This is a genomic window from Pseudomonadota bacterium, assembly GCA_027624955.1.
In the GTDB taxonomy this organism is placed as follows: Bacteria; Pseudomonadota; Alphaproteobacteria; order UBA828; family UBA828; genus PTKB01.
Genome location: JAQBTG010000009.1, coordinates 1 through 26,819, shown reverse-complemented (window position 1 = coordinate 26,819; position 26,819 = coordinate 1). Strand labels below are relative to the sequence as shown.

Genomic DNA, 26,819 nt, shown 5'->3' with positions numbered 1-26,819 from the left:
CGCCGGCCATGGCCAAATCGCCAAAATCTAAGAGCGCGTCCCGAGGGAAAAAGGCGAAATCCAGCGACGCTAGTGCAAAGCCTAAGGCCGCAACTGCGAAGCCCAAGGCCGCGAGCGCGAAGCCCAAGGCCGCGAGCGCCAAGCTCAAGGCGGCCAGCGCAAAGCCAAAGCCCGCCGACACGCTGCCGAGAACCGTCGACCAAAAGAAAACCCCTAGAAAGCGGCGTAAATCTCCTTGGCGAGAAATCAGGATAGCGCTGATTGCTCTGATTTGGCTGACTCTCCTGGCCGCCGGCTTCATAGCCTATGTCGCCCATGACCTGCCCGACAGCGATAGTCTCACCGGACCCAAAAGCGCGCCCGCCGTCACCCTATTGGCCGCGGACGGTTCGACGCTGGCCAGCTTCGGCGCCCATTGGGGCGAATTCGTCGCCGTGCGCGAGATGTCACCGCTGCTGCCGCAAGCCGTCGTCGCCATTGAAGACCGGCGATTCTACGAGCATGGCGGCATGGACGCGATGGGCGTGCTGCGGGCGCTGTGGCGCAATATCGTGTCCGGGCGTCTGCGCGAAGGCGGCAGCACCATCACCCAGCAATTGGCCAAAATCGCCTTTCTCACGCCGGCAAAATCGCTTGAGCGCAAAGTTCAAGAACTGTTCCTGGCCTTTCGCCTGGAGCGCGACTTTAGCAAGGACGAAATCCTCACGCTCTATCTCAACCGGGTTTATCTCGGCGCCGGAAGCTATGGCGTCGATGCGGCGGCAAAGCGTTATTTCGGCAAATCTGCGCGGCACGTAAATCTCGCCGAGGCGGCTGTGCTTGCCGGCCTGTTAAAGGCGCCGTCGCGGCTCTCGCCGGCGCGCGATCTTGCCGCAGCACGCCGCCGCGCCGCGCTGGTGCTCGACAGCATGGTGGCAGCCGGTTTCATCGCGGCAGCGGATGCCGCGCGCGCCAAAGCTGCACCGGCCAGCCTGATCAGGCAGAGAAACCGATCCGGCGCGGCACGCTATTTCAATGATTGGGTCAGGGCGCAAGTGCCTGCCTATGCCGGGCGCGAGGCGCCGGCGCTGACCGTCCACACCACGCTCGATCCGGCAATGCAGCAGGCAGCGGAGGCAGCACTGGCGCGTGGACTCGAAGATGCGTCTGGCCGCGCCGTCGGCGAAGGCGCCCTGGTGGCGCTTGCGCCAGATGGCGCGGTGCTCGCAATGGTCGGCGGCCGGGATTACGGCGTTAGTCAGTTTAACCGGGCGAGCCAGGCGCTGCGGCAGCCCGGATCAGCGTTCAAAACCATCGTCTATCTTGCCGGCATGGAAGCCGGACTAGCGCCCGACGACATATTCGAGGACGCGCCGATCGAGATCGCCGGCTGGGCGCCGCGCAACTATAGCGGCACATATCGCGGGCCGGTTTCCCTCCGCGATGCGTTTGCCGCCTCGGTCAACAGTGTCGCCGTACGTGTCGGTCAGAAGGCCGGCATCAACAGCGTCGCCAAGCTGGCGCGCCGGCTCGGCATCCGAAGCGAGCTGCCGCGCGATGCTAGCCTCAGCCTCGGCAGCGGCGATCTTACTCTGATCGAGCTGACCGCCGCCTATGCGCCGCTCGCCGGAGACGGCACGCTCGCTCTGCCGCACGGCATCCGCGAAGTGCGCAACCGGGGCGGCGAAATCCTCTATGCCCGCTCCGGATCCGGCGCCGGACAGGTGATCGCGCCACAACCCGCCGCCGCGATGCGCGATCTCCTCGCCGCGGTCATCACCGGCGGCACTGGGCGCGGCGCGGCGTTGCCACCCGAGCTCGGCCCAGCCTATGGCAAGACCGGCACCAGCCAGAATTTCCGCGATGCTTGGTTCGTCGGTTTTGCCGGCAATGTCGTGGTCGGCGTTTGGCTTGGCAATGACGATGGCAAACCGATGCAAGGCGTTACCGGCGGCGGCGCGCCGGCCGCCATCTGGCGCGATTTCATGACGCAGGCCTTGCGTTAACGGCGATCGATAAGGTGGATGAACGAACCCATCACCGCGCCTGCCGCTAAGCCCATATTACCGAGATCCTTGCCGCCGGAATCGGAACAGCGAAAGAGCGAGTGCGCGCCGTCTTCCTGCGTCACCGCGGCATAATGGAATTCATGACCGCGAAACTGCGCGCCCCTTGCGGCAAGCGGCGTATCGCGCAGCATCTCTGTTTCGCGGTAGCCGAGATGGAGACGGGGTGCCGCAAAGCTCGTCTCGAGCGGCAACAGCCCGGCCATGGCGTGGCGCTGGCCCGCCGCATCGATCAGACCATCGCCCAACACCATGTAGCCGCCGCATTCGCCATAAATAAAAACATCGTTTTGCGCAGCGCGGCGTAACCCGCCCATAAAATTACTGTTGGCGGCGAGCCGTCCGGCATGCAATTCCGGATAGCCGCCGGGCAGATAAATGGCATCCGCACCAGCGTCTGGGGCTTCGTCGGCGAGCGGCGAGAAAAAGCTGAGCGCCGCTCCGGCCTGGCGCCAGCCCGCCAATACCGCCTCATAGCTGAAGGCAAAAGCGACATCGCGGGCGACGGCGATTTTCCGGCCAAGCGGCTGGAGCAGGCAAGGTGGCGCGGCGCCTTGCGATGTGTGGAGCGGCCGGCCGAGCGCGCGCAATCCCTCGCTATCGACATGGCGCGCGACGTGATCGGCGGCGGCGTTGAGGAACGCCTCTAAATCCTCTGATTCGCCGGCCTGAACCAGCCCAAGATGGCGCGCCGGCAAGGCCAACGCCGCGTCGCGCGGCAACGCCCCCAGAACGGCAATGCCGGTCAGCGCCATGGCACTCCGCAAGATGTCTTCATGGCGGGGGCTGGCGACATGGTTGAAGATTACCGCAGCGACCTCAACATCGGCGCGATGACTGGCAAACCCTTGCGCCAACGCCGCGACCGAAGCGCCCTGGCCGCGCACATCGATGACCAGGACCACCGGAAGACAGAAATGGGCGGCAAGATCGGCGGTCGCGCCACCACCACCGGCAGCCCCATCGAACAGCCCCATCACACCCTCACCAAGAATGAATTCGGCGTCTTGCGCCAACGCCGCAGCGCTAACGTCGAGACTTTCGCCGCGCATCGCCCAGCTATCAAGATTGGCGCACGCGCGCCCGGCCGCGGCAGCGTGATAAGCGGCATCGATATAGTCGGGCCCGACCTTAAACGGCGCTGCGGCGATTCCTGAACGCGTCCACTGGCGCAACAAGCCGAGCGTGAGAATGGTCTTGCCGGAGCCCGACTTGGGGGCTGCGATAATGAGCCCCCGCGCCGCACTCACAAATGCTGTCCGATCGCCTGGGCGATATCGACGGGCCGCTGGCCAGTTTGAAAATATTCCAAAAGCGCACCATCGGGGCCCATGAAATACATGATGTCGGTATGATCGACGACATAATCGTCGGCTCCATCAAGTTCGTCGCCCTTGCTGAAATATACCTTGTAGGCGTCCGCCACGGTCGCGATTTGCGCGTCGCTGCCAGTCAGCCCGGTCAGGCGCGGGTGAAAGTTCTCGACATATTTGGCCAGCGTTTCGACCGTGTCGCGCGCCGGATCGACTGTGATAAAAATCGGCTGGACTTGCTGGCCGACGTCACCCAACAGGTCCATCGCCTGGCCCATGACCAGCAATTTGGTGGGGCACACATCCGGGCACCAAGCGTAGCCGAAATAGATCAGCATATTGCGGCCGCGATAATCCTGTTCCGTCACTGTGCGGCCATTGTGATCTGTCAACGTGAACGGCCCGCCGACATTGGTTAAATGAACGTCTGCGCGCTGCGCTTCATCGAGATTGCCCAACAGCGAGCCGTCCATCTGGGTATAGAGAACAATGGCGCCGAGCACAGCGATCCAGACCAGAGGATTGCGGCGCAAACCACGTGGATCACGAGAATTACCCGGGTCATTATCGTGGCGCGGTGTTTTGGGGCGAAGGAAATTCATTTGAGCGGTGAAGATAGGCGCCCCGGGCGGGCGCATCAAGCAGCGCGGACGGGCTAAGGTACAGTATCTTCTTTGGCGCGCACGGCGAGAAATTCGAGCGCGGCGCGGGCGCGGGCCTCGGGTGTGGCGGCGGGATCGAGCGCGGCGCGGAGACCGACCACATCGCCGATCGCGATGATCGCCGGTGCTTCGAGATTGGCTGCTGCGGCATCTTCGGCAGCGCGTGCCAGGTTGGTTTCGACGATCTTCTGACCTGCGAGCGTCGCCTTACTGATCAAAATTACCGCTGTATCTGCGGCGCGCCCTGCCGCTACCAAGCGCTCGGCCATCCACGCCAGATGCTTGAGCGCCATATAGAGGATCAATACCGGCGCACCCGAAGCGAGGGCCGGCCAATCGAGCCCGGCCGGCGGGCCGCCGCCTGATTCATGGCCGGTAATAAAGGTCACCGCGGAATTCACGCGCCGGTCGGTAATCGGAATGCCGGCATAGGCGAGGCCCGCTACTGCCGCGGTGATTCCCGGCACCAAGCGGAACGGCACGCCAGCCGCCGCCAGCGCCAGCGCTTCCTCACCGCCGCGCCCAAAAATGAAGGGATCACCGCCTTTGAGGCGCAGCACCTTGCGCCCGGCACGCGCTAGATCGATCAATTTATCGCTGATATCGCCTTGCTTGGCCGAGGGCTTGCCGCCGCGTTTACCGGCATAATGCAGTTCGGCTCCCGCACCGGCGAGGGCGAGAATGTCTTCCCCGACCAGGGCGTCATAAACGATATCGTCCGCCGCGCCGAGGGCGTGAAAGGCGAGCAGCGACAGGAGACCGGGATCGCCCGGCCCAGCGCCCACCAGCCACACGCAGCCAGGCTCGAAAGGCGGCATCGCTGGCAGGGCGCGAGCGGCGATCTCGAGGGATGTTTTATTGCTTTTGGACATGATGCGATTTTACACCCGCGCCACCAGGGCGGCGAGCTAAACTGGTGCTATGTCTGGCACAAATCCTCGTAAACCCGATGAACGCGGCCCGTTACGCAAGGGCTGGACCACCGGCGCATGCGCCACGGCTGCCACACGCGCCGCCTATGGTGCGCTGTTGACCGGCAGCTTTGACGACCCGGTCACGATTGTGCTGCCACGCGGGCAAACCCCGTCGTTCACATTGCACGAGACGGAACGTGGCGACCGCTCCGCCATGGCAGCCATCGTCAAGGATGCCGGCGACGACCCCGATGTCACCCATCGCGCACTGATCCGCGCCAGCGTGCGAATCGGCGAAAGCGGTACGGGTGTGACGTTCCGCGCCGGCGACGGCGTCGGCACGGTAACCCTGCCGGGGTTGCCAATCGGCGTCGGCGAGCCGGCCATAAATCCCGCTCCACGCCGCATGATGGCGGAAGTGGTGGGAGAGCTGGCAGCGCGCCACGGCGCGCCGGGCGACGTGGAAATCACGATCTCAGTTGATGACGGCGAGGCGCTCGCCGCCCATACAATGAATGCCCGGCTCGGTATTCTTGGCGGCCTTTCCATATTGGGCACCACCGGCATCGTCACACCCTATTCCTGCGCTGCCTGGATCGCGTCTATTCATCAAGGCGTGGATGTCGCGCGTGCCGCCGGCATCGGCCACGTCGCTGGGGCAACGGGGAAAACCTCGGAAAGCGCGGTGCGCGCCCTTTACGGGCTGGAAGAACAGGCGCTGCTGGAGATGGGCGATTTCGCCGGTGCGCTGTTAAAATATATCCGTCGCCATCCTGTTGCGCGCCTCACAGTGGCCGGCGGATTCGGTAAAATATCCAAGCTCGCACAAGGCCATATGGACCTCCATTCCGGGCGCAGCGAAGTGGATATCGAGGTGCTCGCCGGGCATCTCTCAGCGCTTGGCGCGCCGGCCGAAATTCTTACCCAGGCCCGCGCCGCCCATTCGGCCGGTGCCCTTCTGGCTCTTGCCGGCGATCTACCGCTTGGCGACCGGGTGGCGATTGAAGCCCTCGGCAAGGTAAAGGAGACACTAGCCGGCGCGGATATCGCGGTCGATGTGGCGATTTTCGACCGCGCTGGCGCCCTAATTGGCCGGGCAGGCCGATATGGCGAACCGTAAAGCAACGCTCCTGATTCTCGGCGGCACCGGCGAGGCGCTACGCCTGGCGCGCGCCGCCGAGGCTGAACTGGGTGCTCGACTGCGGGTCATTTCCTCCCTCGCAGGGCGCACCCGCAACCCCGCCAAAGTGGGTGGCGAGGTGCGTGTCGGCGGCTTCGGCGGCGTCGAGGGGCTGGCCGGTTACCTCAGAGACACTGGCGTCGATTTTCTGATCGACGCCACGCATCCCTTTTCGGCGCAAATCTCACAACATGCCTGCCTTGCTGCTGCTGCCACTGCCACGCCGCGTTGCGTGCTCGCGCGCCCGCCCTGGAAAATCCAAGCAAGCGATCATTGGCATGAGGCGGCGGACATGGCGGCGGCGGCGGCACTGATTCCCAGCATAGGGAGGCGCGTCTTTTTGAGCGTCGGCGCGCGTTCGCTCGAACATTTCGCCGACTTGCGTGACACTTGGTTTCTGGTGCGCTTGATCGACGCGCCGGACGAACCGCTGGCCTTGCCTCAAGCCATGTTGATCACGGGACGCGGGCCGTTCGATGCTGCCAGTGAGCACCAACTTTTCACACAACACCGCATTGATCTGCTCGTCACGCGGGCCAGCGGCGGCGCGGCGACCGAAGGCAAGATCGACGCGGCGCGCACTCTGGGAGTACCGGTTATTTTGGTGCGCCGCCCCGCTCCGCCGCCAGGCGAGACGGTTGAGACTATCGCGGCCGCGTTGGATTGGCTGGCGCGCGGTCTCAGCCACTAGAGCATTTTAATTCCAGCAAATGCGTCGTCGCAGGTGATTCCACCTGCTCGGGATTTTCTCTAAGACGAATCGCGATCCGCCGATTTGGGGCGGAGCACATGGTGATGGGCGGGATCGTAGAGCTTGCTGTCGTCGAAAGCCGCCGCGCCGAGCGCCCGGCCGACGAGAATAAGCGCGGTGCGCGTCAAGCGCAGCGGTTTAGTCTTGGCGCGGATATCGCCGAGCGTGCCGCGTATCAATTTTTCGTCCGGCCAGCTTACCCGGTAAGCAATGGCAACGGGACACTCGGCTCCGTAGTGCGGGGTTAGCTCGCGGACCACTTTGGCCAGATTATTGATCGACAGATGCACTGCCAGCGTGGCGCCGGTCGCGGCAAGCGTTGCTAACTCCTCGCCGGGCGGCATCGCCGAGGCGCGAACGGAGGTGCGCGTCAAGATAACGCTTTGCACAATACCCGGCAGCGTGAGCTCGCAGCCCAACGCCGCCGCGGCCGCGGCATAGGCCGGAACGCCCGGCGTGATGTCATAGGCGATGCCGAGCGTATCGAGCCGGCGAATCTGCTCGGCGATGGCACCGTAGAGCGAGGGATCGCCGGAATGGAGGCGCGCCACGTCCTGGCCAGCGGCATGCGCCGTCTCGATCATCGCGATAATTTCATCGAGCGTCAGCGGCGCAGTATCGACCACGCGCGCCGATTTATCTGCCTCGGCGATCACCGCCTCTGGGATTAGCGAGCCGGCATAGAGCACCACAGGGGCGGCGCGCAACAGCGCCATGCCGCGCAGCGTCATGAGGTCGGGCGCGCCGGGGCCGGCGCCAATGAAATGCACCGTCATGGAGCGTTTCGCCTCGGCTTGTGCGCGTATCGCTTTGGTTTGTGTTGATCGCGCCCGGCATAGCCGCGCGGCGTATAGATGCGCGGGCCGTCGCCGGTCTCGATCAAGCGCGTTTCCCTGCCGCCGACCATAACCAGGGTCAGCATATCGACCACATCGGGGTCGAAATCGCTGAGCGCCACCATGCGCACGGTCTCTTCCGCACGGCCGAGATTGCGCGCCACGATGACCGGGCAATCGGGCGGCCGGGCGGCCGCGAAAATCTCCAGCGCACGCGCCAATCCCTCGCGCCGGCGCTTGGACGCCGGATTGTACAGCGCAACGACGAAATCCGCCGTCGCCGCGGCGCGCAAGCGTTCCTCAATAACCGCCCAGGGCGTCATCAAGTCAGACAGTGATATGGTGCAAAAATCATGACCGAGCGGCGCACCGGCCCGCGCCGCCGCCGCCTGCAAAGCGGAAATGCCGGGCTCGACGGTGATCTCAACGCCGCGCCAAGCCGGCGCCGCGACGCGCTCCAACAGCTCAAAGGCAAGCGCCGCCATGCCATAGATGCCCGCATCGCCGGAGGATACCAGCGCTACCTCGCGCCCCTCAGCCGCCAGATCGAGCGCGGCGCGCACACGTATTTCTTCTTCGCCGATGGCGAATTCATGCCGTCGCTTGTCTTTTGCTAGCGGCCCGGCGAGGTCGAGATAATCGCTAAAGCCGACCAAGTCGCTGGCCCGTGCCAAGGCTGCGCTGGCTGCCGGCGTGCGCCACGCTGCGGCACCGGGTCCAAGACCGACAATTGTGAGCCGCCCGAGGCCGCGGCCGAGTCCTTGCGGGTGGATGATGGCATCTGCCCGTGCGACGGCGCAGGTGGCGCGCGCGGATTTGGTCTTGGCGACGATCAACTTGGCGCCAGGACCAGCGCAAGCCAATGCAGCTGCTTCGGCCACGCCATGACAGCCGACGGCGCGAAACACGGTATCGGACGGATTGGCGAGGCGCGGCGTTTCGCGCTCCAACCGGGCAGCATCGAAAAACCGAAGCGGCAAACCGAAACGCCCAGCCAGTGCACGTAAGGCGGGCTCATCCATTTTGACATCAATCGATGCCAAGCAGGCAAGGGAAAGCGGGCTGAGGCCGGCGCTGCTGAGCACTTGATTCAGGAGCATCGCCACTTCCTCGGCTTCCGCGCCGCGCTCACAGCCGATGCCGACAGCCAATATTTGCGGACGGAGGATAATATCGGCCTCTGTGTCGGCCATATCGGAGACTGCCAGCGTGAGCGCCGCACCAGCTGTGAATCGTGCCGGCCCGTCATGCAGCCAATCGCCCAACTCGTGCGGGTCGTCGAGCGCCACAGCTTCGCCCGCCAGCAATGCCGCCGTTACTTTTTTTACGCCCGCACCGGGCTCGACGCGCCAGCCTTCAGGCGGATCGTCGAGGGCAAACCCTAAGTTGAGTTCACCCGCCGTGGTGATCGCCGCCGTGCCACCAAGCGCCTTGGCCAATTGCGCGGCCATGCGGTTGGCGCCCCTGTGGCCGCCAAGTAGCGGCACCGCATGGCTGCCGTCTTCGGCCAGAGCGATAACCGGCGGCTCGCTTTTTTTATCGCCAAGATGTGGCGCCAAGCAGCGAATGACGATGCCGGCGGCGGTGAGCGCGATGATCGGTCGCCCGGCGAGAAAAAGCGCGCCGAGATGCTGCGCGGTATCGTCGAAATGCACATCCGCTTGCGCCACCCGCTTGGCAAAGCCATGCAGCTCCGCCCCGGGGAACACTGCCACGGCGCGGCGCGCCGCTGCCAGCCCAGATGGCCCGAGCACGATAATTGCGGGCGCTAGGCGCTCAGCACTCATGTCCACGCCGCACCGCGCCGATGAACTAAAATCATGGAAAAATAAGGCGCCGGATCCGCGGCTTCGGAGAGTGGCAGGATGCGCTCGGCGGCCAGGCTAGCGCGCTCGATATAGCGCGCATGCGATTCAAGGCCGAGCTCCTGCAGCACGCGGCGCACCTTGGCGATATGCCGTCCGACCTTAACGATAGCCGCGGCATCGCAAGCTTCAAGCCGCGCTTTCAAAAGATCCTCGGCGAGCGGCGCGGGCAAAATGCTGAGTACGTCGTTGCGCGCGGCGAGCGGCATGCCCAACGCCGCCGCGCAGGCCATTGGCGAAGAAACACCCGGCACCACCTCGATGCAGTGCGCATCGGCCAAGCGCGCAAATAGATACATGAAGGAACCATAGAAAAACGGATCGCCTTCACAGAGTGTCGCGACATCACGCCCAGCCTCAAGATGAGTAGCGATTTCCTGCGCCGCGGCGGCGTAAACTTCTTCCGCCGGAAAACGAGCCGCATCGAGCGGCATACGGATAGCAATTTCAATTTGACCACCCGGCAGGTGCGGCGCGGCGATGGCGCGCGCCATGCTGTCACCCTCGATCGGCGCCGGATAGGCCAGCACCGGCGCCGCGCGCAAGATGCGGAGCGCCTTCAGGGTCAGCAATTCCGGATCGCCCGGCCCGACGCCAAGGCCGTATAGCGTGCCGCGCCGCGCGGTGCCGTCACTCATGTCAGCCGTCTTTCCATATCTCAATCCTTAGTCGCGGCCCATTGCGTCACCGGTGTCAGCGGACGCCACAGAGTGCGCGTACCGACGCCCTTTGCGCGCGAGATGTTGATACGCACCATGTTGCCGCCGAGCTCTTCGTACCAGCGTGACAACAATGCTTCGCTTTCAAGAGTGACGGCATTGGCCACCAACCGCCCGCCCGGCTTAAGCCGCGCCCAGCATGTCTCGACCATTCCCAGGACGGTCAAGCCGCCGCCGATGAATATCGCGTCGGGCGGCGGCAGCAATTCCGTCACGTCGGGGGCGGCGCCATGCACGGGCTTGAGGCCAGGCACGCCGAGCGCCGCCGCATTGCGGGCGATGCGCGCCACGCGCTCGGCATGGCGTTCGATGGCGATGGCTTCGGCGCCGCGCGCGCCGAGCATCCACTCGATGGCGACCGACCCCGCTCCGGCGCCAACATCCCACAGCATCGCGCCAGGTGAGGGCGCGAGAGCACTAAGGGTAAGCGTCCGCACCTCGCGCTTGGTGAGCTGGCCATCATTTTCGAAAGCGCGGTCGCGAAGGCCCGGCGCGCCAAAATAACGCTTGGCCCGGCTGCCGCCCTGGCAGGTGACGGCGATGCTGTTGAGATCGGCGATTTTCTGCGCCGGCCACGCATCAGCGCGCCCGTCGAGGCGTCGTTCCTTGGCGCCGGCCATATGCTCGAAGACGGTGATCTCGCTGGCGCCATAGCCGGCGGCGACAAGCTCAGCGGCAACGGCCGCCGGAGTGGTGCCGTCATGCGAGAGAATCACCAGGCGGTGGCCGGGTGCGAGGTAGGCGCGCAAGGTCTCGAGCGGCCGGCCATGTAACGTCAAGCATTCGACCTCTGCCACTGGCCACCGGAGGCGGGCACAGGCCAGGCTGAGCGCGCCAGCGGTGGGCAGGATCAGCATCTCTTCGGGCGCGAAATGACGCGCCAGCGTCACACCGATGCCGTAATGCATGGGATCACCTGTCGCCAGCACGACCACGCGTTTGCCACGATGGGCTGCGATATCGGCCATACTGTCGATCAGCGGCGTGCGCCAGGTCAGGCGTTCGGCGCCGGTGTCCGGGATCATGGCGAGATGGCGGTCACCGCCGAGCAGCACTTCGGCGCTATCTATCAAAGCGCGGAGCGCCGCCGGCAAAGCGTCGAGGCCGCCTTCGCCGAGCCCGATGACTGTCAACCAGAGTGTGGATACGGTCATGCCATGTCCTCCTCGATTGCTAGCGCATTGACGGCTGCGGCGGCGAGTGCGCTGCCACCGCGGCGACCACGCAGGGCGAGATAAGGCACGCCATATGCATTCGCGATCAATGCTTCTTTCGATTCTTCGGCGCCGATGAAGCCAGGTGGCGTGGCGATCACCAAGGCCGGCCGCGCCGTTTGCTCAGCCAATAATTCCAGCAAGCGGAATAGCGCCGTCGGCGCGTTACCGATGGCAACTATCGCGCCGGCCAATATCGGGCGCCATAATTCGACTGCTGCCGCCGAGCGTGTCGTGCCGGAAACGCGCGCACGCTCTGGGACACCGGCATCATTCAGCATGCAGATCACTTTATTTTTGACCGGAAGACGCCGTTCAGCGATGCCGTGCGCCACCATACTCACATCGGTCAGAATCGGTGCACCGGCTGCCAACGCCGCCCGGCCAGCAGCTCCCGCACCCTTTGAGAACGCCAGATCAGCGGGGAGGTCGACCATGCCACAGGCGTGAATCATTCTGAGCGCCATCGGCATGATGTCTGCCGGCAAAGCTGAGAGGTCAGCTTCGCGCCGGATAGCGGCGAAGGACAGCCGCGTAATCTCCGCCGGGTCGCGGACATAGTCATTCATGTTTGTCCGGGCCATGGCTGTGGTGATGCTGTTGGCCATGCGCGTGATCGGCCTGGTCACCGTCGATGCCGATGCCTTCGACATGATGGTGGTGGCCGACCTGCGCCGCGCCTTGGTCCTGCTCATAACCGATGATCTGCTCACGGTATTTGCACAATTGGCAATTCATCAGATTGTCACCACGCGGAATTTCATCGAGGCGCTCGAGAAAGGTATCGATGACCAACGGGTGGTCGTTGAGATAGCTCGATTTTATGATCTCGATATCGGGATGTTGTTCGGCCAGCATGTCGGCGGTGGCGTAGATGCGCTTCACCAAAACGCCTGTGAAGAGAAAATAGGGAAAGACGATGATGCGCTTAAAGCCCAGGCCGACGACGCGGCTGAGCGCGTCTGCCACCAGCGGGTGGGTGACGCCGGAATAGCAGGTCTCGGCCCAGCCGAACCCCATGCCTTCCCACAGCATGCGGGCGACCTTGGAGACGTTGGAATTGGCGTCGGGATCGTTGGTGCCGCGCCCGACCACCATCAGCAGGGTATCGGCGCGCGAGATCTCATCGCCGGCTGCGGCTTCGGCGGCTGCGATGCGTTCGCCCGCGGCACTCAACAGCTTGAGATCGATCGCCAGTTCGCGGCCATAGCGAATCGAGAAACCGTCATGGCGGGCGGCATAGTCATTGAGCACGGATGGTATATCGTTTTTGGCATGGCCGGCGGCGAACAGCATGCCGGGCACGGCAAGCACGTCAGTAGCGCCGGCAGCGCGCAAATCATCGAGCCGCTCGCTGATCGTCGGCCGCGCGAACTCGAGAAAACCATGCGCCACCTGGCGCCCAGGCAGATGGCGGGAAATATGCCCGGCCAGCGCCTCAAATTCCGAAATCGCCTGTACGTCACGGCTGCCATGGCCACACAAAAGAATGGCGGGTTGATTCATTACGCTGCTCTTTTCTTTGTTACGTTGACGGGTTGGTATCGCGCACCCATGCTCGCGCCATGCAATTCGCGGCGGATATTTGGGGTATCTGGCACCTGCCCTCGCTCGCCGGCCTCGATTGGGCGGCGGGGCCGGGCGGCGCCATCTTGCTGTTGATCGCGCTCGCCCTTGATTGGCTGATCGGCGACCCACGCTGGTTTCCCCATCCGGTGCGCCTGATGGGTGCCGCCACCGCGTTTCTCGACGCCCGCCTCAACCGCGCCAAACGAGGCGCCAGAGAGCGCATCATACGCGGCCTGTTGGCGGTGCTTGTTGTCCTGACCTTGAGCGCGCTGACGGGATGGGCAGTGGCCAATTTCATCGGCGCGCTGCAGTTTGGCTGGATTGCCGAGTTGGCACTGGTGACCCTGCTGGTCGCCCAGCGCGGCATGGTGAGCCACACCCTTCGCGTTATCCGCGCCCTTAAGCGCGACGGCGTGGTAGGCGGGCGCAAAGCGGTTGCCAAGATCGTCGGCCGCGAAACCGCTGAATTGGACGAACCTGGAGTTGCCCGCGCGGCTATTGAGAGCTGCGCCGAAAGCTATTCCGACGGCGTCATTGCGCCGATATTCTGGTATCTCCTGCTCGGCCTGCCGGGCCTGATGGCCTATAAGGCTATCAACACCATGGACAGCATGATCGGCCATAGGAGCGAGCGCTATGCGGCGTTCGGCATGGTCGCCGCGCGCCTCGACGATGCGCTGAACTGGCTGCCGGCGCGAATTTCCGGCGCGCTGATTGTGTGTGCCGCGCTGTTCGTACCGGGCGCCGCACCGGGCAAAGCGCTGCGCATCATGCTGCGCGATGCGCGCAAGCATGTCTCGCCCAATGCCGGCTGGCCGGAAGCGGCGAGCGCCGGCGCGCTCGACCTGGCGCTCCTGGGGCCGCGGCGCTATGCCGGCGGCGATGCCAAGGCCGATTGGCTGGGCGACGGGCGCGCCCGCGCCACGCTGGCCGATATCCGCCGCATGCTGGCGCTCTTTGGTGTGGCGTGTTTTTTGGCGGCCGGGCTGGTGGCGCTGATCGCGCTGCTGATCCAGGCCCGCTGAGTTGATGTCACCTGGCACGAGCGATCTCCAACAGTCGATCAAGGTCGAGCGCGTCTTCGAGATGGCGAGCCAGCGTATCGAGCGTTTCTTCGACGCTTGAATCCCAATCGATGCCACTGCACTGACGCTGCGCGAGGCGACTCAAGAAAGCATGACGGAAGCCATCGGCGGCGAACAGGCCATGGACGTAGCTGCCCGAAACTTTGCCGCCGCGGGAGCACGCACCCTCCTGGCCGTGCGCCAGTTCGAGCATTGGGCGCGCGCGGTCCGGCCCTGCGGTTGTGCCCATATGCATTTCATAGCCGCGCACCGTTTCGCCACTTTCAAGCTCGCGGCCGGTCACGGCTTCAAGTCGCTTTTCTCCCGCCAGTTTGGTTGTCACATCCAAATGACCGAGCCCTTCGGACGATCCTGCCACGCCGTCGACCCCGTCTGGATCGTCGATGCTGTGGCCGAGCATTTGATAGCCACCACAAAGGCCCAACACGCTGCCGCCGCGCCGAAGATGCGCCTGGATGTCGATATCCCAGCCCTGGGCGCGGAGCTGCGCCAGATCGGCGCGCGTCGATTTGGAGCCCGGCAGCAGCACCAGGTCGGCATCGCCCGGCAGCGCTCGGCCCGGCTCAACGATCACCAAATCGACATCGGGCTCGGCGCGCAAGGGATCGAGATCGTCGAAATTGGCGATGCGCGCGAAGCGCGGCACGACAATGCGGATCGCGCGCACGCCGTCCGGCACAAGCCGCGTGCCGGCGCCGTCGAGGCTGACGGCATCTTCCGCCGGCAGCATATTGGCCGCTTCAAAATAGGGTACGATGCCGAGGCATGGCGCGCCTAGGCCTGCTTCGATCACCGGCACGGCGTCGTCGAAAAGACTGGGATCGCCGCGGAATTTGTTGATCGCAAATCCTTTCACCAAGGCGCGCTCGTCCGCTTCGAGCAGCGCAGCGGTGCCTATCAGGCTGGCGATGACGCCGCCGCGTTCGATATCTCCGATCAGCGCCACCGGCACATTGGCCGCTAGAGCGAAGCCCATATTGGCGATATCCCCCTGGCGGAGATTAACCTCCGCCGGGCTGCCGGCGCCTTCTACCAACACGATATCGGCCTCACGCGAAAGGCGCTCAAAGCTTTCCAGCACGGCCGGCATGAGGCGCGGTTTCAGCGCATGGTAGGCGCGCGCATCGGCCCTGCCGCTGACCTTACCCTGGACAATTACCTGGGCGCCGGTTTCGCTTTCCGGCTTGAGCAGCACCGGGTTCATATCGCTGGTCGGCGGAACGCCGGCTGCGCGCGCCTGCAACGCCTGAGCACGGCCAATCTCGGCGCCCGATTCCGTCACCGCCGCATTGTTCGACATGTTCTGCGCTTTAAACGGACGCACGGCGAGGCCGCGCGCCGCAAAAGCGCGACAGAGGCCGGCCACCAATAGCGATTTACCGACATGGGAGCCAGTGCCTTGCAGCATGAGCGAGGGGGTGCGCACTGACATCAAATTTTCAAAACTCGATACCGGTCTGCGCTTTCACGCCGGCCTTGAAATGATGTTTGACCTCCAGCATTTCGGTCACCAGATCGGCGGCCTCGATCAATTCATCCTTGGCGTTGCGCCCGGTGACGACAATATGGAGGCCGTCGCGCCGCGCTGCCAGCGCCGGCACGATCTCCGCCAGCGGCAAATAATCGTAGCGCAGCACAATATTGAGCTCATCGAGCAAGATAAGATCGTAGCTTTCATCGGCCATCATCTCCTGCGCCACCTGCCACGCCGCCTTGGCGGCGGCGATATCGCGCTGGCGGTCCTGGGTATCCCAAGTAAAGCCCTCGCCCATCGTGCGGATCGTTACGCGTTCGGGAAAATGCTCGAGAATATCGCGCTCGCCGGTTTGCCATTTGCCTTTGACGAATTGCACCACGCCGACTCGCATGCCATTACCCATGGCGCGTATGGCAAGGCCGAACGCCGCCGTCGATTTGCCTTTGCCTTTACCGGTGTGGACCATCAGCAGGCCTTTTTCTTTGGTCTTGGTGGCCAACATGCGATCGCGCGCGGCCTTGCGCTTGGCCATACGATCGGCGTGATGGCTGTCGCGCTCGGCTTCGGTCATTTGCTTTTTCGTGCTCATTGCGCCGCCTCTCCATATGTCGCTTGGCTCAGACTACCCAAGAGATCATGCGCCCGATTAGAGCGCGGCTTCCACAGGCCGCGGCGAAGCGCTTCACCCAACCGTGCCGCCGTCTCCGCCAGCGCCGCCGGATTGGCCTCGGCCATAAATTCGCGCACGTCGTCGTCGGCGATATAGGCGTCAAACACGGCGTCGAAATGGTGATCCTTGACCGCACCAGTGGTGGCCGCAAAGGCGAACAGATAATCCACCGTGGCGGCGATTTCGAAGGCGCCTTTATAGCCGTGCCGCATAACGCCCGCGAGCCATTTAGGATTGACCGCACGGGCACGCACGACGCGGCCGATTTCATCTTCGAGGGTGCGGATTTTCGGGTTCTCGGGCAGCGAATGGTCGTTGTGATAGCTCACCGGTGCCCGGCCCGACAGTGCCGTCACTGCCGCCGCGAGGCCGCCTTCGAACTGATAATAATCGTCGCTGTCCAGGAGGTCATGCTCGCGGTTGTCCTGGTTTTGCACCACCGCTTCGACGACGCTCAGGCGACGCTCAAAATCGGCGCGCCCGGCCTCGCCTTCGCGGCCGGCACCATAAGCCCAGCCGCCCCAGGCGAGATAGGCATCGGCCAAATCCTCCGGCCCCTGCCAACCGCCTTCGTCAATCAAAGCCTGCAGGCCGGCGCCATAGGCGCCTGGCTTGGAGCCGAACACCCGCCAACCGGCGCGCCGCGCCGCGTCTTCCGCGGATTCACCGGCCGCCATTAAGGCCGATGTTTCGCGCGCCACATCGGCGGCGAGTGGATTGTCTTCAGCGCTTTCGTCCAGTGCCGCCACCGCGCGCACCGCCGAATCGAAAAGATCGATTAGAGCGGGAAAGGCATCGCGGAAAAATCCGGAAATGCGCAGGGTCACGTCGACGCGCGGGCGATCAATGAGCGATAGCGGCAGGATTTCAAAACCAATCACACGCCCGCTCGCCGTATCCCATTGTGGCCGCACGCCGAGGAGGGCCAGAGCTTGCGCGATATCATCGCCGCCAGTGCGCATGTTGGACGTGCCCCAAGCGCTGAGCGCCATGCGGCGCGGCCAATCGCCATGGCGCTGAGCATGATACTCGACCAGGCGCTGAGCCGATTTCCAGCCCAATTGCCAGGCCGCCGGCGTCGGCACGGCGCGGGTATCGAGCGAATAGAAATTGCGCCCGGTGGGAAGGACCTCGGGCCGGCCGCGGCTCGGCGCGCCGGACGGCCCTGGCATCACGAAGCGCCCGGCAAGGCCGCGTGCCACGCCGGCCATTTCGCCCGTCCCGCTGGCATCGAGGGCCGGCGCGATGCGCTCGTGCACCTCCTGCAACACAGCCCGGGTACGCCGCCAACCCGCCGCCGCAGCGCGCTCACCGGAAATTAACGCAAGCGCCAGAGCTTCCAACCGCTCGACGCTATCGCCATGGCTGCGCCACGCATCGGGGCCATCCAACACATCCGGGCGCGCGCCTTCCCACGGCGCCGCCATGTCGCAATCGAGCGGATCGAAATCAAGACCGAGATCAGCGGCCAGCGCGCGCGTCAACGACGCTTCGCTGGCGCCGGTTCCACGCGGGCTCCGCGCAATAGCCAACAGCAGATCGCTGCGCAATTCGCCTTCCGGCGACGCGCCGAAAATATGCAAGCCGTTGCGAATCTGCATTTCTTTTAGTTCGCACATGTAGCCATCGAGCTTGGTCAAGGCTTGGGCGCGGCCATCGTCGGGTACGATGCCGCAATCCAGGTCAATGCCTTCGCTCCGCGCCAGCTCCAGGATACGTTCGGCCAGCGGGGTGCAGCGGCGCGGGTCGAGTTGGCTGGCTTCATAAAATTCATCGACCAGCGCTTCCAATTCACGCAACGGCCCATAGCTTTCGGCCCGGCTGAGGGGCGGTGTCAGATGATCGACGATCACTGCGGCGCTGCGCCGCTTAGCCTGGCTGCCCTCACCCGGATCGTTGACGATGAATGGATAGATATGAGGCAACGGTCCGAGCGCGGCCTCTGGGAAGCAGCCGGCGGAAAGCGCCAAGGCTTTGCCCGGCAGCCATTCGAGATTTCCATGTTTGCCAAGATGGAGCACCGCATGAACATCGACCGAACGGCGCAGCCAGGCATAGAACGCAAGATAGCCGTGCGGCGGCGGCAGGTCGGGATCATGATAGCTCGCGGCGGGATCGATGTTGTAGCCGCGCGCCGGCTGGATCGCCACGCTCACATTACCGAACGACAGCACCGGTAGGACGAAGGAATCTTCCTCCGGGCGAAAGAAAGGATCGGATTCCGCTGCGCCCCAACGCTCGGAGACACGGGTCTGCGCATGGCTATCTAAATCTGAGAAAAAACCGCGGTACGCGTCCAGGCTGAGCAGCGCGCCGCCCGATGGTTTGGCGGAAGCTGATATGGCATTGGTCGGGCCGGCTTGTAGCGCCGCCATGAGCGCCGCGCCGTCGGCCGGGAGCCCTTCCAAACTATAACCTTCGGCCTGCAAGGCGATGAGCAAACGCACTGCGCTTGCCGGCGTGTCGAGACCGACGCCGTTGCCGATGCGGCCATCTTTATTGGGATAGTTGGCCAGCACCACGCAGACGCGGCGCTCGCTTGTGGCGGTCCTGGCCAAGCGCGCCCAATTCTTCGCCAGTTGAGCAACAAAATCGATGCGGTCGGCGCGCGGCGTGTGGGCGACAATACCGCATTGAGTCGCGGCATCGAAGCTGCGTTCGCTCTTGAACGAAACGGCACGGGTCAGGATGCGGCCATCGACTTCGGGAAGAGCGACATTCATCGCGATATCGCGTGCCGAGAGCCCGCGCGTGCCCGCCGCCCAGGCGGCTTCCGTTCCACCGGCCAACACCACTTGCAGCACGGGTGCGCCCGAACGGTCAAGCGGGCTCGCTTCGACGGCGCCGGGGCGTGACACGGAAAAGCCGGTGGCGTTGAGGATGATGTCGGGCCGCGATGCGTCGAGCACACTTTCGGCAAAGCGTGCAGACGGCGGATCCTTCAGGCTGGAGACAAACAACCCGACAGCGGCCAGCCCTTCTTTCTCTAGCGCCACAATCAGATCGTCGACTGGCGCGGTGTCCGCCGCCTGAACCAGGGCACGGTAAAACAGCACCAGTGCGAGCGGACGATCTTCGCGCCTTTGCGCCGCTGTGATCTCGTCGAGATCGACTTGCAACGCACCCGGCCGATACAGCCCAGCGCGGGCCAATGGCGCCGGCTCGCGCCAGACCGTGGCATCACCGATTAGATCAGCGCCATAGCGCAGACATTCGGCCGCGTTCTCGAGGCCGCCATGGACGCAATAGCGCCACAGCCGCTCGCAGGATTCCGGCGACAGAGTCGCGCGTCGGGTCAACTCGCTATCCGGCTTGTCGTCGCCAGGCAGGAGCGCCAGGGCGATATTCTTGTCGTGGCACAGCTGCGCCAGTCGCTCGACGCCATAGGGCCAATAGCTCTCTCCGCCGAGCACCCGGACAATGACAAGACGCGCGCCCGAGACCGTAGCGTCCAACCAATTATCGACTGACAAATTGTGGCCGAGATTCATCAAATTGGCGAGACGCAAGCTGGGCGCACCGTCGCCGAGAGAGGCGTGGGCACGCGCCAGGCAGGCGAGTTCCGTATCGGCGGCGGAAGCAAAAACGATGTCGGCCGGGCTCTGGCCGAGATCGACCGCCTCGTTGCCATCGGCAATGCCGCCCGGTTGCGCCGCCAGCAGATGCATACGCCGATCCTTAGACGCTGCCGAGCGCGGCGCTGATAGCAGTGCGGTCAAGCGGGCTTAGGCCGATCACCACAAGACGGCTTTCGCGTACTTCGTCGGGCTGCCAATCGCGGTCGAAATAGCGCCCGACACGGCTGCCCACCGCCTGAATCACATGGCGCCGGCGCTTGCCCGGCACATCGACAAAGCCCTTGATGCGCAAAATATCATGCGTCTCGATAGCAGCCACCAAGCGGATTTCCAGCGCATCTGGGTCGGCCACGGGACCGAGGTCAAGAATGAAGCTGTCGAACTCGTCATGGTCATGCTCGCCGTCAAATTCATCATGGTGCGAGGGGCGCGCCGCCAAATCGTCTTCGGCCGCCGCAGCCAATCCCAACAGGATATCAGCGTCGATGCGGGCCTGCTCGGCTTCGACCATTTTTACGCCGGGGCGCAATTCTCCGGCCAGCAGCGCGCGGGTGCGAGTGCGTTCATCCTCATCAAGTTGGTCCACCTTGTTGAGCACCACCAGATCGGCGCAGGCCAACTGATCCTCGAAGACTTCTTCAAGAGGGCTTTCGTGGTCGAGCGCATCATCTGCCTCGCGCTGTGCTTGCAGTGCCGCCGGATCGGACGCAAAGCGGCCAGCCAAAACGGCCGGGCCATCGACCACAGCGATCACGCCATCGACGGTCACCCGGTTGCGGATTTCCGGCCAATTGAAGGCAGCGACGAGCGGCTTGGGCAAAGCCAGGCCTGAGGTCTCGATGACGATATGCTCCGGGGCGGGGTCGCGCGCCAGCAAGGCCTCGATAGTGGGCACGAAATCGTCTGCCACAGTGCAGCAAATGCAGCCATTGGCGAGCTCGATAATTTCGCCTTCCGCACAGGCGTCGTCGCCGCAGCCGCGCAATAACGATTCGTCAATGCCGAGATCACCGAATTCATTGATGATCAGCGCAATGCGCCGGCCGTTCGCCGTCTCCAGCACATGGCGGATCAGGCTGGTTTTTCCGGCGCCCAAAAACCCGGAAATAACAGTGGTCGGAATCTTACGGTTAGCCATGTGGGGGTTGGTCATGTTTGTCCTATTCACGGTTGTCGGTTTGGGGGCCGGCGCCGAGGCGGCGCCAACCCGTGCCTTCATGGCCAAACTCATGGCTTTCCGGATGAAATATCTCGGCCAGTATTTCCGCCGATTCCACGAGCCTTGGTCCCGGGCGGTTGAAATAGGCATTGCCGTCGACGGCATAGGCCCGACCGTTGCGAACGGCGGGCAGCGCCGCCCAGGCGGGTCCCTGCAACAGCTGCTCGGCCTCTTCGGCGGTTTTCGCCAAGTCATAGCCGCACGGCATGAAAATCAGGATATCGGGCTCGACGGCGCGCAAATCGTCGAATTCAAGCCGCGGCGAATGTTTGCCGGCGTCGCCGAACAAATTGTTACCGCCGGCGATGGCGACAAGTTCGGGCAGCCAGTTTCCCGCTGCCATAAGAGGATCGCACCATTCGATGGTGGCGACAGATGGCGGCGTGGCGGATACGCCCATGCCCACAGCCGCGATGCGTGCGATGCGACCGGTTAGCGTGCGGCAAAACGCATCGGCATCCACGCCAAAGGCGCGGCCGGTTTGGCGGATGCTAGCCCACACCTCGCCAAGGCGGAGAGGATTGACCGAGACGATCTCGACAGAGCTGCCGATATCCTCGGCAAGCGCCGCTTCGACATCTTTAAGACTAACCGCGCAGACTTCGCATTGATCCTGGGTCACGATATGGGTTGGCCGCAGCGCGCGCAGCATGTCTCTATCGAGTTCGTAAATGCTGGCCGCACGGCCGAGAAATTCAGAAACTTGGCGGTCGATTTCAGCGCTACTTCCGTCCAACGCCAGACGCGGTCGGGTGCAGACGGGCAGCTCCTCCACATCGGGCGGCCAATCACATTCGTGCGACCGCCCGACCAGTTGCGCGCCGAGGCCGAGGGCCGCGACGATTTCTGTCGCGCTCGGCAACAGAGTGACGATGCGAAGTTCGGCTGGGCTCACGGTTTTAGCCTAAGCGGCAGGCCGGCAGCGATGAACACCGCTTCGTCGACGGCGGCGGCCACCGCCTGATTGAGGCGCCCGGCATGGTCGCGAAATTCGCGGCCGAGGGGATATTCGGGAACGATGCCAAGGCCGACCTCATTCGACACCAGTACCGCGCGCCCCTCCAGGCGCGGCAAGGCGCGGACAAGCCGGCTGGTTTCCGCCGCGATATCGCGCGACGCTGCCATTAAATTGCTCAGCCACAGGGTCAGGCAATCGACCAGCACAGCACCGGCCGGGCGGCAATGAAGCTCCAGCGCGGCTACCAGATCGAGCGGTTGCTCGATGGTTTGCCAGGCGGCGCCGCGGCGCGCCTGATGCTCAGCGATGCGCGCCGCCATTTCCGCGTCACCGACCTCGGCCGTAGCGATGTATATGCGGGTTCCGCCATGCGCAGCCAACAGCTCTTCGGCATAGCGGCTCTTGCCTGAGCGCGCGCCGCCGATCACCAAGGTTGTACGTGCCGTGTCCGTCGAAAGCGGCATCATCCTCCCTCCGAGGACCGTTCCGGGGCGACGCCGAGGAGGTCTCCTGGCTTTGGGTCAAAGGTTGGCCCCCCGCCTTCCCAGCAGCGTTTGCTGCCAGTGGCGCGCACAGGATCGCTCCCGCACAAAAGGGGACTACCTCGCCGTATACAGTTGCGGGGGCAGCGCCGGCCTGACGCTCCAAACTGGAGCGGGTCACCGGCTTCCCTGACTCAGCGTCTTGGAGGGAAAACTACTCCATGCGGGGCGCTTTTACTAGGCGGCAGATTGACGCCGATCACACACCAATCCTGACGCCCGTCAGCGCCGTGGAAACAGTCGATTCGAGTGATCGAAAGATTATCGATGGTGAAGGAAAGCGCTTGATTCGGTGCGATGCCGAGCGCGTGGCCGAGCGCCGCCCGGATCGAGCCGCCATGCGCGACGGCGACGATATCACGCCCGACATGGTGTGTGCTCAGGCGCGAGATCGTTTTTGACACACGCGTCATGACGCCGGCAAAACTTTCGCCGTTGGGCGCGGCGAAATCCGCCGGCGCGATCCAAAAGGGATGATCCGCCCCCGCCCGCTCAGCCTCGACCTCAGCGTAACTCAAGCCCTGCCAATCGCCGAAACTCTGCTCCGCCAGGTCTTCCTCGATCAGTGGCTTATCCGCCACATGGCCGGCTTCAACAATGGCGTTCGCGGTCTGGTGGGTGCGCTGTAAATGGCTAGCTATCCAAAGCGCGCCTTCTGGTAATTGCTCGGCCAAGCCTTTGAAGGCTTCGCCGTCTTCGGTGTTAGCCGGCACATCGGACGAGCCGTAGAGCCGGCCATGATGGGTGGTGACCGGCGCGTGGCGCACCCACCACCAACTTGTGACTGGAAGATCGCTCAATGCATTCATCTGATTGCCGCCAATGCGAGAAGAAAAAGGAGTTCGGAAATTTGCTGCGTGCCGCCGAGGACATCGCCGGAATGCCCGCCGATCTGCCGGCGCGCCAACAGCCCAACGGCGACGACGCCGAGGGCCGCAATGAGAAGCGCCACCAATCCCGACCAGGTGAGCAGGAGGACCGAAAGAATGGCAGCGATGGTGATGCCGGTCCACACATGTTCGCTGGACGGACGCCCGGCGTCGGCGCCGAGGCCATCTGAACGCGCCGCTGGCAGCCAGCGCATCATTGCCGGCATCGCCGCGCGCGACGCGGCGGCGGCACATATAAGCCCCGACATGACGACGCCGATATCACGCAAATCCGCAACAGCGCCAACCTTCGCCGCCAGCACCATGACCAGCGCGATCACACCATACGCGCCGATACGGCTGTCGCGCATGATGGCAAGTTTCTTTTCAACCGTCTGCCCGCCGCCGAAACCGTCCGCCATATCGGCGAGGCCATCTTCATGCAGGGCACCGGTCATCAGCGCCAACAACGCGACAGCGATGACACCTGCGACCAGGGCCGGCAGGCCAACGCCGGTGGCGATGGCAAAGGCAAAGCCGGCGGCGATGCCCAACAGAGCGCCGATCAGCGGGAAGGCGCGAACCGCGCGGCCCAAGGGCTTGGGCGCGGATGCCTCCTGATCTTCATCTTCGGCCTCGTCGAAAAAATCCGGCTCGGCCGGCTCGGGCGCGCGCGGCAACGGCAGGCGAGTCAGGAAACGCAGCGCGCTCTGAATATCCTGCCACCAGGCGCGCGCGGAAAAAAATACCCGGCGCTCAAATTTTCCTTCGGGCTCCGAATCGAAAGGCATTCCCGCTTGCCTCCGGCTTAGTTGTATGGGAGTGCTCGCCACCGGTTATAGGACAGCCGGGGCGGTGCGCCAAGCACGCTCGCACGGCGCACAAGTAAAAGGCAAACCAGGTGAATGACGCTGTCAAATCCGGATCGGAGCTGCGCCGGCTCATAGAAAATGCGCCACCTGCCGACCAAGAGGCGTTGCGAGCGGCAAGGGCGCACCAGGCAGTGCTAACCAAGCCTGCCGGCGCGCTCGGCCGATTGGAGGAAATCGCCGAATGGCTTGCTGCCTGGCAGGGCCGCCACCCGCCTCGCGCCGCACGCGTTCAAATCATCGTCTTCGCCGCTAACCACGGTATTGCCGCGCGCGGTGTCTCAGCCTATCCGAGCACCGTGACGGCGCAGATGGTGGCTAATTTCGCCGCCGGCGGCGCCGCGATCAATCAGCTCAGCGGCTGGCTTGGCGCCTCTCTTCAAGTAATACCCCTGGCCCTTGACACACCGACTGGCGACATCACGCGAGAGGCCGCAATGGACGAAGACGCATGTCTGGCGGCGTGGTGCGCCGGCATGACGGCGCTCGACGGGGAGGCTGATCTGGTCTGCCTCGGCGAAATGGGGATAGGCAATACGACCATTGCCGCGGCCCTGTCGGCGGCTCTCTTCGGCGGTGATGGCGGCGATTGGGCCGGCCGAGGAACTGGAATCGACGACGCCAGTTTGGCCCGCAAGATCGCTGCTATTGATGATGCGCTGAGCCATCACGGCGCCGCCTTGGCCGATCCGCTAGAAGCGCTGCGGCGGCTTGGCGGACGCGAATTCGCAGCCATCGCCGGTGCCACTCTTGCCGCCCGCCACGCCCGGGTTCCGGTGCTGCTCGATGGCTTTGCCTGCAGCGCCGCCGCCGCCACGCTCTATGCTGTTAACCCGAGCGCGCTCGATCATTGCCTGGTCGCCCATAATTCGGTCGAGCCCGGCCACGCTCGTTTGCTCAAAAAAATTGACCAACAGCCGCTGCTCGATTTTTCCTTGCGCCTGGGAGAAGGTTCGGGGGCCGCCCTTGCGGCAGGGATGGTACGCGCGGCAGCGGCGATCCATACCGGCATGGCGACCTTCGCTAGCGCCGGTGTGAGCGGCCCGGCGGACTAGCTACTCACCGATCTGGTGCAACAGTCCGCGCTTTCGCGCCGAATGGAGAAAAGCCATGAAAGCGGCCACACCGAGCGCCATGTAGAGCGCGTTCAGGGCCATAGCACGCCACAACAAATCGTAACGGAACACGCCGTCAAACAACACTGAGCGCATGCCCTCGAACACCAGCGCCGAAGGCAGCGCCTCGGCAACAGGTTTGAGCCAGTCGGGCAGAATCTCCAGGGGATAGTAAATGCAGCTCACCGGCGCGAAGGCGAAGATCATGAACCAGGCGAGGCTTTCGGCGCCGAGGCCAAAGCGCAGTACCAGTCCACATACAACGAGCCCAACCGCCCAGCCCATGAAGATGAGATTAAAAAAGAACGCGATGAGCGGCAGACCGAGGTCGAAGATCGAAAAATGATAGAGCAAAATGGCGAAACCCACCGCGCTTCCCATACCGATCAGCGTGCGCAGCAAACTGATCATCATCAGCGCCACGATCAATTCCCATGGTCGAAGCGGGCTGGAGAATAGGTGGCCGAGATTGCGCGACCACATTTCTTCGATGAACACCAGCGAGAGACCGAGCTGGCCGCGGAACAGGACATCCCACAATATGACACCGGCTAGCAGGACGCCGCTTGCCTGAGCAACCCACGAGCTGTTGGTGAGCAGGAATTGCGAGACCAGCCCCCACAGGATCATTTGCACGGTCGGCCAGTACATCAGCTCCAAAAGCCGCGGCCAGGAGGTTCTCAGGAGATAAAGATGGCGCAGTGCCATGGCGCCGATTCTACCGGCTGAAGCGCGTACGGCTCCGGGCCGTCGCGGGAGCGTGCTCATCACGATACCGCGTCCTTATTATGCGACGCCGCGTTCTTCGGCTGCGCCCCAGCGTCCGGGCGCTCACGGGCGATGTCGAGAAAGACTTCTTCCAGGCTTTCACGGCCATAGCGCGCGATCAAATCATTCGGGCTGCCGCTGTCCACCAAGCTGCCCCGGCGCAGCATCAAGACGTGACCGCACAGACGTTCGACCTCGGCCATATTGTGCGATGCCAACAAGATGGTAGCACCGCTCTTTGCCCGCCATCGCTCGAGATAGCTGCGCACCCAATCGGCGCTGTCCGGATCGAGCGATGCGGTGGGCTCGTCCAGCAACAGCAATTCAGGATCATTGATCAGCGCCTTGGCCAAGGCGACTCGGGTACGCTGTCCGGCCGAAAGCTTGCCGACCGGACGCTTCAGAAAATCGACAATGTCCAAATCCTCGGCCAATTGCTGAATGCGCGCGCGCACACCAACAACACCGTATATACGGGCATAGACAGTCAAATTCTCTCTCACCGTCAGGCGGTGCGGCAGGTCGACATAGGGCGAGGAGAAATTCATGCGCGCCAACAAACGATAACGGTTGCGCGCAAAATCCTCGCCGAAGATGCGAA

24 protein-coding genes and 1 riboswitch are annotated in these 26,819 nt (G+C 63.9%); of the genes, 5 read left to right on the top strand and 19 right to left on the bottom strand.

Features of this window, described 5'->3' with window-relative positions:
* The first annotated feature begins 8 nt into the window (after positions 1–8).
* Complete coding sequence (locus O3A94_05155; protein ID MDA1355642.1) at positions 9–1,985, top strand: PBP1A family penicillin-binding protein; 1,977 nt, start codon at positions 9–11, stop codon at positions 1,983–1,985.
* On the opposite strand, the gene O3A94_05150 is transcribed toward O3A94_05155, so the two are convergent.
* Genes O3A94_05150 through cobA form a run of 3 tightly spaced genes read right to left on the bottom strand, consistent with a single transcriptional unit; the run spans position 1,982 to position 4,892 of the window.
* Positions 1,982–3,295 carry a cobyrinate a,c-diamide synthase gene (locus O3A94_05150; GenBank protein MDA1355641.1) on the bottom strand — a complete coding sequence of 438 codons (1,314 nt, stop codon included), beginning with the start codon at positions 3,293–3,295 and terminating at the stop codon, positions 1,982–1,984. The two genes, O3A94_05155 and O3A94_05150, sit on opposite strands and share 4 nt — an antisense overlap.
* Positions 3,292–3,960 (bottom strand): SCO family protein, encoded by a 669-nt coding sequence (locus O3A94_05145; GenBank protein MDA1355640.1) that lies wholly within the window; start codon positions 3,958–3,960, stop codon positions 3,292–3,294. The genes O3A94_05150 and O3A94_05145 overlap by 4 nt, the downstream gene beginning before the upstream one ends.
* 53 nt (positions 3,961–4,013) lie before the next feature.
* On the bottom strand, positions 4,014–4,892 hold the full coding sequence (gene cobA / locus O3A94_05140; protein ID MDA1355639.1) for a uroporphyrinogen-III C-methyltransferase: 879 nt from the start codon (positions 4,890–4,892) through the stop codon (positions 4,014–4,016).
* Between the two features lie 49 nt (positions 4,893–4,941).
* Here cobA and O3A94_05135 point away from each other — a divergent pair, with 49 nt between their 5' ends.
* Both O3A94_05135 and O3A94_05130 read left to right on the top strand, forming a co-directional pair.
* Positions 4,942–6,054 carry a cobalt-precorrin-5B (C(1))-methyltransferase gene (locus O3A94_05135; GenBank protein MDA1355638.1) on the top strand — a complete coding sequence of 371 codons (1,113 nt, stop codon included), beginning with the start codon at positions 4,942–4,944 and terminating at the stop codon, positions 6,052–6,054.
* Positions 6,041–6,805 (top strand): cobalt-precorrin-6A reductase, encoded by a 765-nt coding sequence (locus O3A94_05130; protein ID MDA1355637.1) that lies wholly within the window; start codon positions 6,041–6,043, stop codon positions 6,803–6,805. Before O3A94_05135 ends, O3A94_05130 begins: the two co-directional genes overlap by 14 nt.
* A gap of 59 nt (positions 6,806–6,864) precedes the next feature.
* Here O3A94_05130 and cobM read toward each other — a convergent pair whose 3' ends face one another.
* Genes cobM through O3A94_05100 form a run of 6 tightly spaced genes read right to left on the bottom strand, consistent with a single transcriptional unit; the run spans position 6,865 to position 13,005 of the window.
* The gene (gene cobM / locus O3A94_05125) at positions 6,865–7,641 is read right to left on the bottom strand and encodes a precorrin-4 C(11)-methyltransferase (GenBank protein MDA1355636.1); all 777 of its coding nucleotides are present in this window, start codon (positions 7,639–7,641) and stop codon (positions 6,865–6,867) included.
* Positions 7,638–9,488: a precorrin-3B C(17)-methyltransferase gene (gene cobJ, locus O3A94_05120; protein MDA1355635.1), complete on the bottom strand. Its 1,851-nt coding sequence runs from the start codon at positions 9,486–9,488 to the stop codon at positions 7,638–7,640. Before cobJ ends, cobM begins: the two co-directional genes overlap by 4 nt.
* Positions 9,485–10,204, bottom strand: a complete 720-nt coding sequence (gene cobI / locus O3A94_05115; protein MDA1355634.1) for a precorrin-2 C(20)-methyltransferase — start codon at positions 10,202–10,204, stop codon at positions 9,485–9,487. The genes cobJ and cobI overlap by 4 nt, the downstream gene beginning before the upstream one ends.
* 20 nt (positions 10,205–10,224) lie before the next feature.
* Entirely contained in the window at positions 10,225–11,439 is a 1,215-nt protein-coding gene (gene cbiE / locus O3A94_05110; GenBank protein MDA1355633.1) for a precorrin-6y C5,15-methyltransferase (decarboxylating) subunit CbiE, read from the bottom strand.
* Positions 11,436–12,068, bottom strand: coding sequence for a precorrin-8X methylmutase (locus tag O3A94_05105; GenBank protein MDA1355632.1), 633 nt, complete (start codon positions 12,066–12,068; stop codon positions 11,436–11,438). Before O3A94_05105 ends, cbiE begins: the two co-directional genes overlap by 4 nt.
* Positions 12,061–13,005 carry a sirohydrochlorin chelatase gene (locus O3A94_05100; GenBank protein ID MDA1355631.1) on the bottom strand — a complete coding sequence of 315 codons (945 nt, stop codon included), beginning with the start codon at positions 13,003–13,005 and terminating at the stop codon, positions 12,061–12,063. Before O3A94_05100 ends, O3A94_05105 begins: the two co-directional genes overlap by 8 nt.
* Positions 13,006–13,064: 59 nt before the next feature.
* Between O3A94_05100 and cbiB the strand changes: the two genes are divergently transcribed.
* A complete protein-coding gene (gene cbiB / locus O3A94_05095; protein ID MDA1355630.1) occupies positions 13,065–14,093 on the top strand; it encodes an adenosylcobinamide-phosphate synthase CbiB in 1,029 nt (342 codons plus the stop codon).
* A gap of 7 nt (positions 14,094–14,100) precedes the next feature.
* Here cbiB and O3A94_05090 read toward each other — a convergent pair whose 3' ends face one another.
* The 8 genes from O3A94_05090 to cobS all read right to left on the bottom strand — a co-directional run bounded on the left by O3A94_05090 (position 14,101) and on the right by cobS (position 24,257).
* Positions 14,101–15,585 (bottom strand): cobyric acid synthase, encoded by a 1,485-nt coding sequence (locus O3A94_05090; GenBank protein ID MDA1355629.1) that lies wholly within the window; start codon positions 15,583–15,585, stop codon positions 14,101–14,103.
* A gap of 7 nt (positions 15,586–15,592) precedes the next feature.
* Positions 15,593–16,219: a cob(I)yrinic acid a,c-diamide adenosyltransferase gene (gene cobO / locus O3A94_05085; protein ID MDA1355628.1), complete on the bottom strand. Its 627-nt coding sequence runs from the start codon at positions 16,217–16,219 to the stop codon at positions 15,593–15,595.
* Complete coding sequence (gene cobN, locus O3A94_05080) at positions 16,216–19,968, bottom strand: cobaltochelatase subunit CobN (protein ID MDA1355627.1); 3,753 nt, start codon at positions 19,966–19,968, stop codon at positions 16,216–16,218. Before cobN ends, cobO begins: the two co-directional genes overlap by 4 nt.
* Before the next feature lie 10 nt (positions 19,969–19,978).
* Entirely contained in the window at positions 19,979–21,016 is a 1,038-nt protein-coding gene (gene cobW / locus O3A94_05075) for a cobalamin biosynthesis protein CobW (GenBank protein ID MDA1355626.1), read from the bottom strand.
* Between the two features lie 22 nt (positions 21,017–21,038).
* Entirely contained in the window at positions 21,039–21,992 is a 954-nt protein-coding gene (locus O3A94_05070) for a cobalamin-binding protein (protein MDA1355625.1), read from the bottom strand.
* Positions 21,989–22,522, bottom strand: coding sequence for a bifunctional adenosylcobinamide kinase/adenosylcobinamide-phosphate guanylyltransferase (gene cobU / locus O3A94_05065; GenBank protein MDA1355624.1), 534 nt, complete (start codon positions 22,520–22,522; stop codon positions 21,989–21,991). The genes O3A94_05070 and cobU overlap by 4 nt, the downstream gene beginning before the upstream one ends.
* 36 nt (positions 22,523–22,558) lie before the next feature.
* Positions 22,559–22,728: riboswitch (cobalamin riboswitch) on the bottom strand.
* Between the two features lie 3 nt (positions 22,729–22,731).
* Positions 22,732–23,406 carry a histidine phosphatase family protein gene (locus O3A94_05060; GenBank protein MDA1355623.1) on the bottom strand — a complete coding sequence of 225 codons (675 nt, stop codon included), beginning with the start codon at positions 23,404–23,406 and terminating at the stop codon, positions 22,732–22,734.
* Positions 23,403–24,257, bottom strand: coding sequence for an adenosylcobinamide-GDP ribazoletransferase (gene cobS / locus O3A94_05055; GenBank protein MDA1355622.1), 855 nt, complete (start codon positions 24,255–24,257; stop codon positions 23,403–23,405). The genes O3A94_05060 and cobS overlap by 4 nt, the downstream gene beginning before the upstream one ends.
* Positions 24,258–24,367: 110 nt before the next feature.
* On the opposite strand from cobS, the gene cobT reads away from it, so the two are divergent.
* Complete coding sequence (cobT, locus tag O3A94_05050; protein MDA1355621.1) at positions 24,368–25,390, top strand: nicotinate-nucleotide--dimethylbenzimidazole phosphoribosyltransferase; 1,023 nt, start codon at positions 24,368–24,370, stop codon at positions 25,388–25,390.
* Here cobT and O3A94_05045 read toward each other — a convergent pair whose 3' ends face one another.
* Both O3A94_05045 and O3A94_05040 read right to left on the bottom strand, forming a co-directional pair.
* Positions 25,391–26,218, bottom strand: a complete 828-nt coding sequence (locus tag O3A94_05045; GenBank protein MDA1355620.1) for an ABC transporter permease — start codon at positions 26,216–26,218, stop codon at positions 25,391–25,393. It abuts the gene before it with no gap.
* On the bottom strand, positions 26,218–26,819 hold a 602-nt coding region (locus tag O3A94_05040), incomplete at its 5' end, for an ABC transporter ATP-binding protein (protein ID MDA1355619.1). The genes O3A94_05040 and O3A94_05045, both read right to left, overlap by 1 nt.

Excerpts from the sequence above, each read along its gene's own strand:
- O3A94_05155 (MDA1355642.1), top strand. The coding sequence starts at position 9 with ATGGCCAAATCGCCAAAATCTAAGAGCGCGTCCCGAGGGAAAAAGGCG.
- O3A94_05145 (MDA1355640.1), bottom strand. The coding sequence starts at position 3,960 with ATGAATTTCCTTCGCCCCAAAACACCGCGCCACGATAATGACCCGGGT.
- cobA (MDA1355639.1), bottom strand. The coding sequence starts at position 4,892 with ATGTCCAAAAGCAATAAAACATCCCTCGAGATCGCCGCTCGCGCCCTG.
- O3A94_05135 (MDA1355638.1), top strand. The coding sequence starts at position 4,942 with ATGTCTGGCACAAATCCTCGTAAACCCGATGAACGCGGCCCGTTACGC.
- O3A94_05130 (MDA1355637.1), top strand. The coding sequence starts at position 6,041 with ATGGCGAACCGTAAAGCAACGCTCCTGATTCTCGGCGGCACCGGCGAG.
- cobM (MDA1355636.1), bottom strand. The coding sequence starts at position 7,641 with ATGACGGTGCATTTCATTGGCGCCGGCCCCGGCGCGCCCGACCTCATG.
- cobJ (MDA1355635.1), bottom strand. The coding sequence starts at position 9,488 with ATGAGTGCTGAGCGCCTAGCGCCCGCAATTATCGTGCTCGGGCCATCT.
- cobI (MDA1355634.1), bottom strand. The coding sequence starts at position 10,204 with ATGAGTGACGGCACCGCGCGGCGCGGCACGCTATACGGCCTTGGCGTC.
- cbiE (MDA1355633.1), bottom strand. The coding sequence starts at position 11,439 with ATGACCGTATCCACACTCTGGTTGACAGTCATCGGGCTCGGCGAAGGC.
- O3A94_05105 (MDA1355632.1), bottom strand. The coding sequence starts at position 12,068 with ATGAATGACTATGTCCGCGACCCGGCGGAGATTACGCGGCTGTCCTTC.
- O3A94_05100 (MDA1355631.1), bottom strand. The coding sequence starts at position 13,005 with ATGAATCAACCCGCCATTCTTTTGTGTGGCCATGGCAGCCGTGACGTA.
- cbiB (MDA1355630.1), top strand. The coding sequence starts at position 13,065 with ATGCAATTCGCGGCGGATATTTGGGGTATCTGGCACCTGCCCTCGCTC.
- O3A94_05090 (MDA1355629.1), bottom strand. The coding sequence starts at position 15,585 with ATGTCAGTGCGCACCCCCTCGCTCATGCTGCAAGGCACTGGCTCCCAT.
- cobO (MDA1355628.1), bottom strand. The coding sequence starts at position 16,219 with ATGAGCACGAAAAAGCAAATGACCGAAGCCGAGCGCGACAGCCATCAC.
- cobN (MDA1355627.1), bottom strand. The coding sequence starts at position 19,968 with ATGCATCTGCTGGCGGCGCAACCGGGCGGCATTGCCGATGGCAACGAG.
- cobW (MDA1355626.1), bottom strand. The coding sequence starts at position 21,016 with ATGGCTAACCGTAAGATTCCGACCACTGTTATTTCCGGGTTTTTGGGC.
- cobU (MDA1355624.1), bottom strand. The coding sequence starts at position 22,522 with ATGATGCCGCTTTCGACGGACACGGCACGTACAACCTTGGTGATCGGC.
- O3A94_05060 (MDA1355623.1), bottom strand. The coding sequence starts at position 23,406 with ATGAATGCATTGAGCGATCTTCCAGTCACAAGTTGGTGGTGGGTGCGC.
- cobS (MDA1355622.1), bottom strand. The coding sequence starts at position 24,257 with ATGCCTTTCGATTCGGAGCCCGAAGGAAAATTTGAGCGCCGGGTATTT.
- O3A94_05045 (MDA1355620.1), bottom strand. The coding sequence starts at position 26,218 with ATGAGCACGCTCCCGCGACGGCCCGGAGCCGTACGCGCTTCAGCCGGT.